9 protein-coding genes are annotated in these 9,191 nt (G+C 54.1%); 2 read left to right on the forward strand and 7 right to left on the reverse strand.

The genetic code is table 11. The features are described from left to right. Nucleotides 1–76 precede the first annotated feature (76 nt). The 7 genes from Q0C48_RS04895 to Q0C48_RS04925 form a co-directional block, all read right to left on the reverse strand. Nucleotides 77–949, reverse strand: a complete 873-nt coding sequence (locus Q0C48_RS04895) for a hypothetical protein (protein WP_291522106.1) — start codon at nt 947–949, stop codon at nt 77–79. A 51-nt stretch (nt 950–1,000) separates the two neighbouring features. Next, entirely contained in the window at nt 1,001–2,218 is a 1,218-nt protein-coding gene (locus Q0C48_RS04900; protein ID WP_291522108.1) for a nitrilase-related carbon-nitrogen hydrolase, read from the reverse strand. After that, nucleotides 2,211–2,786 carry a hypothetical protein gene (locus Q0C48_RS04905; RefSeq protein ID WP_291522110.1) on the reverse strand — a complete coding sequence of 192 codons (576 nt, stop codon included), beginning with the start codon at nt 2,784–2,786 and terminating at the stop codon, nt 2,211–2,213. Before Q0C48_RS04905 ends, Q0C48_RS04900 begins: the two co-directional genes overlap by 8 nt. Nucleotides 2,787–2,798: 12 nt before the next feature. Next, the gene (locus Q0C48_RS04910) at nt 2,799–3,623 is read right to left on the reverse strand and encodes a hypothetical protein (protein ID WP_291522112.1); all 825 of its coding nucleotides are present in this window, start codon (nt 3,621–3,623) and stop codon (nt 2,799–2,801) included. Beyond that, the gene (locus Q0C48_RS04915; protein WP_291522114.1) at nt 3,616–4,392 is read right to left on the reverse strand and encodes a hypothetical protein; all 777 of its coding nucleotides are present in this window, start codon (nt 4,390–4,392) and stop codon (nt 3,616–3,618) included. Before Q0C48_RS04915 ends, Q0C48_RS04910 begins: the two co-directional genes overlap by 8 nt. Before the next feature lie 66 nt (nt 4,393–4,458). Continuing rightward, nucleotides 4,459–5,139 carry a hypothetical protein gene (locus tag Q0C48_RS04920; protein ID WP_291522115.1) on the reverse strand — a complete coding sequence of 227 codons (681 nt, stop codon included), beginning with the start codon at nt 5,137–5,139 and terminating at the stop codon, nt 4,459–4,461. A 3-nt stretch (nt 5,140–5,142) separates the two neighbouring features. After that, the gene (locus Q0C48_RS04925; RefSeq protein ID WP_291522116.1) at nt 5,143–5,841 is read right to left on the reverse strand and encodes an antA/AntB antirepressor family protein; all 699 of its coding nucleotides are present in this window, start codon (nt 5,839–5,841) and stop codon (nt 5,143–5,145) included. Nucleotides 5,842–6,497: 656 nt separating this feature from the next. On the opposite strand from Q0C48_RS04925, the gene Q0C48_RS04930 reads away from it, so the two are divergent. Both Q0C48_RS04930 and traI read left to right on the forward strand, forming a co-directional pair. Beyond that, a complete protein-coding gene (locus Q0C48_RS04930) occupies nt 6,498–6,830 on the forward strand; it encodes a hypothetical protein (RefSeq protein WP_291522117.1) in 333 nt (110 codons plus the stop codon). Next, the gene (traI, locus tag Q0C48_RS04935) at nt 6,827–8,770 is read left to right on the forward strand and encodes a TraI/MobA(P) family conjugative relaxase (RefSeq protein ID WP_291522118.1); all 1,944 of its coding nucleotides are present in this window, start codon (nt 6,827–6,829) and stop codon (nt 8,768–8,770) included. Before Q0C48_RS04930 ends, traI begins: the two co-directional genes overlap by 4 nt. Nucleotides 8,771–9,191: the final 421 nt, after the last annotated feature.

Consider the following 9,191-nt stretch of genomic DNA (forward strand, 5'->3'; position numbering starts at 1 on the left):
GAAGCCGACGGCATCCGCAGGGTACCCCTGTGAGCCACTGCTTCGCTTTCCCTTGCCGGGAATAGGAACTGCCATATCAAGACCCCAGCCAGTCGGCGGTGATTCGATCCGGCACCATTCGCAAGGTGACAACCTTAACGCGGCCCGGCCATTGATCTTCGATGTAGGAATAGTCATTCCACATTGAGCCAAGCAATAAGCCCGGCCCATCGTTCACATAAATAACCTTGATATGCTGCATCCCGTGGCTGTCAGCGTACCCAATGATTTCTTGCGCAACCTCTCGATACTGCCCTGTGCGGTCATCTTCTTGTGCACCGCCACGATCTGAGTCATAACGAGCCAGACCGATTGCAAGCACCTTTTTCCCGTCATTGATCACAAAATCTACAGGGCGGTCGGGTTTCGGATAGTCTTTAAATACGTTGCCCAGTAATACGTCTTTACCAGCACGCTCAGGTCCGGTAACAACAAGCCCAACGTGCTGACTACGAAGCACATCAAACAGACGTTCCGTTAGGTCATAACCCTTCTTACCGCGATCTTTGTATTCCCATAGAACAGCACAAATGGCTTCATCCGGTATACTGCGGGTATCAAATTTCTGCTGCACCTCTACGATGCTTCGGAAAGCATCGCCAAACTGTGCGCAAATTTTCGCTGCGTCGCTTTTGCGCTTGAGCATTTCGACGGGGGTCTGCGGGCTGACATATTTTTTGAACACCCGACAAAGCTGAGTGCGCATCCACTGATTTCTTGTTTCCATGATGGAGCTGAAGAAATTAGTGGCTGAATGCGAGGCTTTCAATAACAAGCCAAACTCAACCAACACGGGCTCATAGAGACGGCAGGCATCCGGCAGGATGTCCGGGTAATACTCACCAGTGGCGAGTGTGATCCATGCTTCGGCTTCGTCTTTGTAATCTCTAAATTTCTTTTCTATAGCCACGTTTGACCCTATAGTTGGATGGTTATATTTTGTTGGCGAAACAGCAGAGATCTAAGCATTCTCTGCTTCCACCACCGGCGACCCAATAACCCGCGTCCAAGCCCACGCCGTAGCGCGCTGAATCTCCGGTATCCCTGTCCCCTCGGCCCACCATTCATTATTCGTCAGCAGAACAACTTGTGGGTCCTGGACAACAGCCTCGCTCCAAACCCACGGTAGGAGCTGATCATAGCAGATCGACGCCCATGCGCGCACACCATCCACCTTGCGTACCGGTTCCCACCAGCTCGCCTCATAACCCACGCCATCCGCCCGGACGTAACCATGTCCTTGATACCAGGGGTGCCACATGGAGACGGGTACAGGGAAAGGGGAAACAAAGAGTAGACGCCCCACCTTTTCTTTTCCATCTACCACCCCACCACGCACTTCCTCAATGCCGTCGGCCAGTAGCGCCGGACCTACTGGTACTGAAGCGCCGACCAGCCACGTCTGCCCCATGGGCACAGCGGATTGGACCTCAGCGGCATTGCCGGCCCACCACGTCAGCAAGGTCTCAGGTAGTAGCACGACGCGATGATGCCCCGCCTTGGCTTGTGTCTGGCTGATCCATTCCTGAGTGCGCGCCATATCCGCCATCATATTTCGCGTGATCGGTCCCAGATGCAGGTCCATACCCATCCAGCCCGCAGGCCGTGTTTCGCGGGGGGGGACCATATTCGCGGCCAGTGACGCGAGCAGCAATACCGGGATAATATCCAGTGAAGCGGAGAACACATGCTGATCCCGGTACGCGGACAGGCCATGCAGTGTTACATAAATCAGCAGCAGCCAGGCCAGTAGACCGAACACACCCAATGCTGGAAACACTACCCCTGCATTCGCCAGGGGCGACAACCAGTCAAATAACCCCAACGGCGGTAGGGCGTCTATCAGCAGCACGGCGATCACCTTCCATGGCCCGTCGGCGAAAGCCCATCCCGCGGCCAGCATCACCGAACTGGCGAGCCAGAGGGCAATGCCCATCGGCACATGCCCAGGTCCGAAAAACGACGCGGAGCCTAATATGAGTCCGTGGCTGCCTGCAAGGTAGTAGGCTAGTGCCACCCCATACCGGTCCCGCTTGCCGCGACCAAAAAACACCAGCGGTATCAGAAAAATGGAAAGAATGGGTCCCCAGTGCCCAATCTCCCAGACCGTGCCGAGATATCCTGCCACAAGAATACGTGCAGAAAGCAGTACCCAGGGAGGGCTTCGTTTATCAGGCATAAGTGATCACTAGCCACTCGACAATGCCCAGTGCGATGATGCTGAAAGGGATAGCGCCAAGGAAAAGCAGAAGGCGTCGATTGCTGATATTTTCCACCAGATAGCGCGACAGATGGTTTTCTGGTGGTTTCAGGCCATAGATCTTCACCGCCGCATCTATAGATTGTTGAAGCAGTTCCGCCTCTTTATCCATCTTTTCATATTTTTGCGTTAGCGTATTGACCGCACGCTCACCGTCTTTCTCCGTATCGATCTGGCTGTTAATCTGTGCCTCCAGATTCTTTTTAATTATGGTTATTTCCCTGAGCGCCCTTGATACTTCTTTGCCCACATCGCCTTTCAGCCCGTTCTTAATTTCCGCGAGCTTGTCCACGGCTCCTTTAAATTCGTGTAGCTGCACATTTTCTGCGGTGCCGTCACCCTTCGGAGCCACTTGCTGGAAGATGAACCACCACATCGGGTCATTCGCATCCATAGTCAGTCCAGCCTGCATTGCAGCATATTCTTCGGCCCATCCTTTGTTGCCCTTAAAAAAGTGCTGTTTGGCCTCTTCGGCTTTTGTCGCCATGTTCAATCTCCTCTAAAGTTTTTCAATAACATTCATGCGGCTCATGAACGCGCCGCGCCACAACTGAATGGACAACCGCCACATCCCGATCCAGCTACCGTCCTTGAGCGCCTTGCCATTGGCCAGGTCAAGCGGCATGTTCAGGCATTCTTCGTGCATCTTTTTGTCAGGCCACTCGCTGAGATGCAGCATGAACAGATCGAGCCAGCCCCCGCGATCCACCAGTACCCGGCGTGCCCCTGATGATTGCCAAATATTGAAAGCCTCCCATGGGCCACAATGGCTGTTCCGTAGAACGACACCGCGATCCCTGTATATCTCTGGCAATACCATGACACGGTCAGCCAGTGTGGCGGTGTCGGCAACACCTGTTCCCATGAGCCAGATGGGGATAGCATTTAGGTCCTGGAGCAAACCGCTCATTAACATCTGTTCAAGTGTCTCGCTGGCAGAGACAAATGGGAGATCAATAATCAGGCGTGTCGGACGCCGCTGGGCAGATTCCAGAGCGAGAGCCGCTATGGCGCCATAAGCGATTTTCCCCATTTCGGTGCCAAATCTTCCGAACTTGACGACAACCTGGCCAGGGTTCTTTCGCCACCCGGGTTGGTGCGTAGCCGTATGTTTTTCCCAGAGTTGAAAGCCTGTTTCCTCATCGTGACAGGCATCCCAGACAAGCACCTTGCTCCCGACCGGAATGTTGTTTCCTGCTAATGCCTGATACCCCTGGTCGGCACCATGCTGATACATATCCACAAGACCGCGAACGGCGAGCGACCGCCCTCCGCCGCGCCCAACCATACCGCCATCCACCAGAAAGGTTTTAAGATCATTCATAGGGTCGGCGCTCACCGTCAACCATGTCGTCGTGTAGTGCAGGCGGTTCGGGAAAAACGGGGTCAAGAGCGACAAAGCAATCTTTCAACCAGCGTTTCAGGGTATGCGCCTGAAATACCCCAAAGCCTTCCGGCTTCCTTTTGGCCATTGTCGAAAACGCGCCCGGGGATCTGAAAATGACGTCAGCGGTAGGGACGGGGGCCAGCTTTGGCAGTACCGTTTTTTCATAAAGAAATTTCTCGGCGACCGCCTTATTGGTGTAGTTGAAAGAGTCTCGCGTTCCCGCAAACTCCGGGATGATGATCAATCGGCGGCTTTCGTGAATTTTTGACAGCAATCCGCTATCCAGGGACTGTTGGAGCGACAAAGATGCCTCAGCACCCTTGCCTAGTGAATAGCATGCGGCGACGTCATACCCCAGATCCGTGCAGACCGGAATAATCAGATCCACCAGTCCGTCGAGCGTCTCCCCTGCATTTGCCGGCAAATTCACGATGGTGACCAGATGGTCATCCGGGTTTTCGTTTTCCAGCCATTCTGCCAGACCACCTACTGCCGTGGCGGCATCCCCGGCCAAGTTCAAGGAGATCATCTTCTTTACGACTTGTGGATCATCCTGATACCGGGCAAAAACATCGGGGGTCTTGGCGTCGCCCTCAATTAGTGAAGCGCGCCCGAAACGCTGCAAGGCCATATCCACCAACAAGGCTGCTACGACAGACTTGCCGACCCCGCCCTTGTCACCGTGTGAAAAAATAATCGTCTTCATTGTGTGCGTCTCCTGAAAAAGGCGTTTGCCTTACGTGGTAATGGCCAGCGGGGACCTGTTTGTGTTCTACCCGTCCGGCAGACCATACGGGTTTGTGGCTTTAGGATCGGGATTCCTGTACATGCCCATGGTGCTGTTCCAAATCCAGTCATCTTCCTCGCGTTTATATCCATCCTGGAGCGTGCTCCGTTTAAGGAACTTCCCATGCCGAGCATCCCAGACATCCCCGTCTCGGACTCGAATGAAGCCGCTAATCAATGATTGGGGGTCCACGTAATCGCCCTGCCCGCCCGCTTTAGGATCCCAAACGAATCCATCCGACTCTCTGGGGTCGCCTTTAAGTCGTTCTACCTGACTGGATTCTGTGATGAGGGGTACGACGATGTTGTCGCCAGCCTTGGCCTTTGGTGAGATGGTCCGGCTCTTTTCCGGAGTTTGTGGCTGGATCTCCGGATCAGGCATGGGCGGCATGTCTGTTGCGATATCCCTCGCTTTTTTAACTATTCGCTTGGCAGTCGTTTTAGCGATGCCACATTGCATCAGTTGCTGCACATGGGCACCGTCACCAATATGGGCCTTTCCGTCATTCGCCATCCTGCGCGCCATTAATTTTGCTATGGCTGTGCCGACGGAACGTTCAGCCACCACGCCTGGTTCACCATTCTTGTAGAGATCGCCGATTTTCGCGTCTATTTCAAAAATCTGGTGAATGGTCATCGCACCGTGTGTTTTCCTTTTCTCGGCCATGAATTAGCCCCTTTGCCCATAGTTGAGGGACAGAAAGCGAGTGACTGTATAGCCTCGTTCGTTTATTAGCCGATCTATTGCATTATGATGTCCGATGATGAGGGTCTTTGAATGCGGCAACATGAGATGGTCTTTCGGTTCACCATTGAGGGGGTCTTTGGGCATGGTCACGAATGCTTCCCGTCCATGCATTTCAAGCCAGAGCGGAAGACCAAAGGTATCGGGATGCGGGAGTTTTAATTGGCTGTTGGCCATGGCGATGAACAGCGGGGTCGGCTGACCGATAACGATTCGCGCATTACTCCCGTCATTCCAATTCACCCGAAAACCGATTTCCATGAGTCCATCATCACCAATACAAAGAATCTCGGTATCCTGTGGGATGTACATGCAGATGGGTGGCTCATCCAAAGAAGGAAGACCTGGCGTGCGTCGGAGTTCTTCAAGGACGATGCGCTCGCACTCAATGAAATACTGGCGGGCTTCCTGACCTTTTGGGGTGTGCTCTGCCATGGAGATATGCTTGGCGGCCTCAATCGTGAGGTGGTATTCCATGCGGTTGTGACCGCCACGTCCGGCAGGCTGATCTTTGCTTGCCAAGATTGGCAAGCAAACAAAGTCTTGATTTTCCACGAATCCATGCTGCCGGATGCGGTCCTGAATCCAGTTGGCGAAGCATCTTGCCCACCTCAAGGAAAGCATGCAGATCCCGGGCGTTGCACAGCGATTGGTCGTGGTTTTGTATGACACCTTTCACTTTTGCAATAGGAATCAGGTTGTTATGACCGTTCATGATGTTTTCTCCAGTTGAAGAGCAAGATTGCTCTCTACCTGGTAATGGCCATCGGGGACCTGTTTGTGGTCTGACTGTGGATCTCTACAGGTGCTTTTCCGGCTTTGGATTGGTTCGCAATGAATTACTTGTGACGGCCTTATGGCTTGTTGATGGCCTTTTTGTGGCTCTACTGAACGGATGGTGGCGCAGTTATGACCGCGGACAGGTCTTTTTGTGCTCCGTTCATGGGTCGGATACGGTTTTTATGGCTCTTAAGCGGTCTATTTTCGGACTTTTCTGCCGATACCCTGAACGTTTAGTGAGGGGCAGGGTAGGGGATGTGTAAACATGGCACGGCTTCGCCGACCACGTTTAACATCCCACCTGATCAGGGCAAGCCCCGACACCCCGGCCATTCCGCGCTTCGCTTGTCACAGCCATTATTTCTTGCCGTCCGGCGCCTTGTTCTTTCTGATCGCTACCAGGCCAGCTACGGACCAGTACATGCCTTGCTTATGATGGCCACACAAACAGGTTGCCGATGGCCATTACCAGACAGGAATCCCTATCTGGAGGTTGTGCCATGGCAAAACCAGAACCCACGACAGTCTTTGCAGTGCGCATGACGACCCGTGAATTCGCGGCGCTGGATAGTCTTTGCCTTTCGGCGGATCTATCGCGAGCCCAAGTAATAAAGCATCTCGTCCTGACTGCCGTGGACCCTATGAACAAGGCGCTTGACCTTCTGCTTGAACAGCGACGGATTGGCAATCTACTCAAAGCCGCTTATGACATGAATCTATACACCCCATTGCCCAGGCAAGAATTAGAGGCCCTGTTCAAGTTTGCATTGGGTAACGCCTATCGCCTGGAAGCGGTAATTCATCAGCAAGAGCAGTTAATGGATATGCCATGATTGGCAAAGTCGGCAAAAGTCGCACAGCAGCCAAGACCGGCAGCAAGAGCCAGTTCGGGGACGTGGTCAATTATATTATCCGCGAAGCCGATGGTAAGGGCCGCGAAGTACCTGACACTGAAATGGGTGTCATGAATATGCCGGGCAATCTGGACGAACCAGATGCGATTATCGCGCAGATGGATGGCATCGCTGACAAGGCGCATCGCAAAGCCAAGTTCAAAGGTGACCCGGTATACCACTTGGTCCTGTCCTGGCGCCCGGAAGACATCCCTAAGCCGGACCAAATCAAGGATTGCGTCCGGCACACCTTGAAAGCCCTTGGCATGGACGAGTGCCAGGCTGTCTGGGCTATTCACCGGGATACCGACGATGATCATGTGCATATCGCCGTCAATCGCGTGCATCCCGAAAAAGGCGTCGTGATGGGGCCTCCGCGCAGAGACTATCTCATCATTGATAAGGTCATGCGGGAACTGGAAATCAAACACGGCTTTGCACGCGACAATGGCCCGTTCATTACCTTGGACGGCAAGGGCGGACCCCATATCGTCCGGATGTCACGTAAGGAGCGTTTGGAGAAGGGGTTGCTGAAAAGTGGTGATGAGCAAGGCCCAGCCATGACCCAAGCTGCCAAGGCCGCCGAGCGTAGTCAGGGCGTACCGAGTTTTCAGGAGTGGGCACAGGGCGACCCGACGCAGGCATTTCGCGAAGCGCTGAACAATCCTCGCGCGGCCTGGCTGGACGTACATGCCGCCCTGGCAAATTACGGCATGGTGATTCAGCCCAAGGGGTCTGGCATGATTGTCTCTACGATATTGGAGAGCGAGCGGGTGCTGGCGTGTCCCGTCTCCAAACTAGACCGGAGCTTCACTAAGATGAAGCTGGAGCTGCGCATGGGGCCATTCATTCCTGCCCCTTCTCTTCCTCGCAGCCCTGCCACAACCTACGAGAAGTTCCTGCACGACCATCAGGCTGGCACGCGGTCTGATGGTCCTGCGCCTTACGACGACAAAGAAGGTCAGCGCATAAAGCGCCGCGCCGAGCGACAGGCTGAGCGTGAAGACCTGCACGCGCGCTACAAGGCGGATCAGCAGCTTATCAAGGACACCCGCCGGGATGTCCGGCAGACGCTGATGGGCCGGCAGAAATCGGAGCGCGATGCTTTTCAGGCCAGCATCAAAGCTCACAAGCAGGCATTCATGGCCAAGGAAGCAGCCAAGGGCACGTCGGCGGCCATGGGCAAATCTCTCTGGGCCTATGAAGCCGCTCGCGCTAAAGAGGCGCTACAGAAAAAGCACCTGAAAGAGCGTCACGGCCTACCTCGCACGATGGTATGGCGGGATTGGCTGGAACAGCAGGCTGCCATGGGCGATGAGGCGGCTCTGGCCACCTTGCGAGGAATCCGCTACCGGGAAGGTCGCAAGGCCAGCCAGGAGAAAAACGGCATTGAGGGCGAAGAACTGGAAGCACTCAAGCCCATTCTGTCCGGGCTACATCACGAAATCGACCATCGTCGCCAACTGATTCATTACCGGAATGACCAGGGTGCAAAGTTGTTCACGGATACCGGCCCACGGATTGAAATGCACGACCGGGCAGAGGCGTCAGTGGAAGCCGCTCTGCGTATTGCCGCGCAGAAGTATAGTGCGGTGGACATTACGGGCGGCGCCGCCTTTCGGGAGCAGGCCGCACGGCAAGCCGCGCGGCTGGGTATTCAGGTCCGAGACAAAGATCTGCAACGGGTATGGCAGGAAGAGCGCCTAGCAATACAAGCGAAGCTCCAGGAAACGCGGGTGCCACGGCAGGATAGATCACGAGTTTTACCTGATGGGGCCAAACCTCTGCACGCGCAAAAACAGCATGAATCGTCTCAACAAAAGGCCAGGGAACCTGTTCGTAAAAGGCCGCATCATCGCCGGGACGATTTGGGACATTAGGCGAAAACAAGAGACTCCGACGACCCACAGCTTCTGTGTGCGGTTCATCCGAGATCTCATGCGGTGGGCATCATCACCAATGGTCGGTATGCAGCGAAAGCGGACCTCCAGCATTCAGGGCATAAGCCTTATCAGATTTTTATTGTTAATCATTTTTAGCGATAAATGTCATACCATTTTCGTCAACCAGATTAGTCTTCAATTTGGTTCCTGATATCGCGGTAGGGATACCAGGTAATTCTTTGGGCTGCCAGATGGTCAAAATCAAGGTGCCGAGAAAAATGACGACAGCCAGCGTAAGGGAATCGGCCCGGAGCGGAAACTCTAGTTATCGTCTTGACGGGAGGTGACCAATTGTCAATACTACAGGGCATTTCGAATAACAAAAATTTCACGACTTGAGAATGGAATATTCCCCTTT

Source organism: Acidithiobacillus sp., assembly GCF_023255755.1.
In the GTDB taxonomy this organism is placed as follows: domain Bacteria; phylum Pseudomonadota; class Gammaproteobacteria; order Acidithiobacillales; family Acidithiobacillaceae; genus Acidithiobacillus.

Bases quoted from the DNA above. Each gene is read 5' to 3' on its own strand.
- Q0C48_RS04900 (WP_291522108.1), bottom strand. From the start codon at position 2,218: ATGCCTGATAAACGAAGCCCTCCCTGGGTACTGCTTTCTGCACGTATT.
- Q0C48_RS04905 (WP_291522110.1), bottom strand. From the start codon at position 2,786: ATGGCGACAAAAGCCGAAGAGGCCAAACAGCACTTTTTTAAGGGCAAC.
- Q0C48_RS04910 (WP_291522112.1), bottom strand. From the start codon at position 3,623: ATGAATGATCTTAAAACCTTTCTGGTGGATGGCGGTATGGTTGGGCGC.
- Q0C48_RS04915 (WP_291522114.1), bottom strand. From the start codon at position 4,392: ATGAAGACGATTATTTTTTCACACGGTGACAAGGGCGGGGTCGGCAAG.
- Q0C48_RS04920 (WP_291522115.1), bottom strand. From the start codon at position 5,139: ATGGCCGAGAAAAGGAAAACACACGGTGCGATGACCATTCACCAGATT.
- Q0C48_RS04925 (WP_291522116.1), bottom strand. From the start codon at position 5,841: ATGCTTTCCTTGAGGTGGGCAAGATGCTTCGCCAACTGGATTCAGGAC.
- Q0C48_RS04930 (WP_291522117.1), top strand. From the start codon at position 6,498: ATGGCAAAACCAGAACCCACGACAGTCTTTGCAGTGCGCATGACGACC.
- traI (WP_291522118.1), top strand. From the start codon at position 6,827: ATGATTGGCAAAGTCGGCAAAAGTCGCACAGCAGCCAAGACCGGCAGC.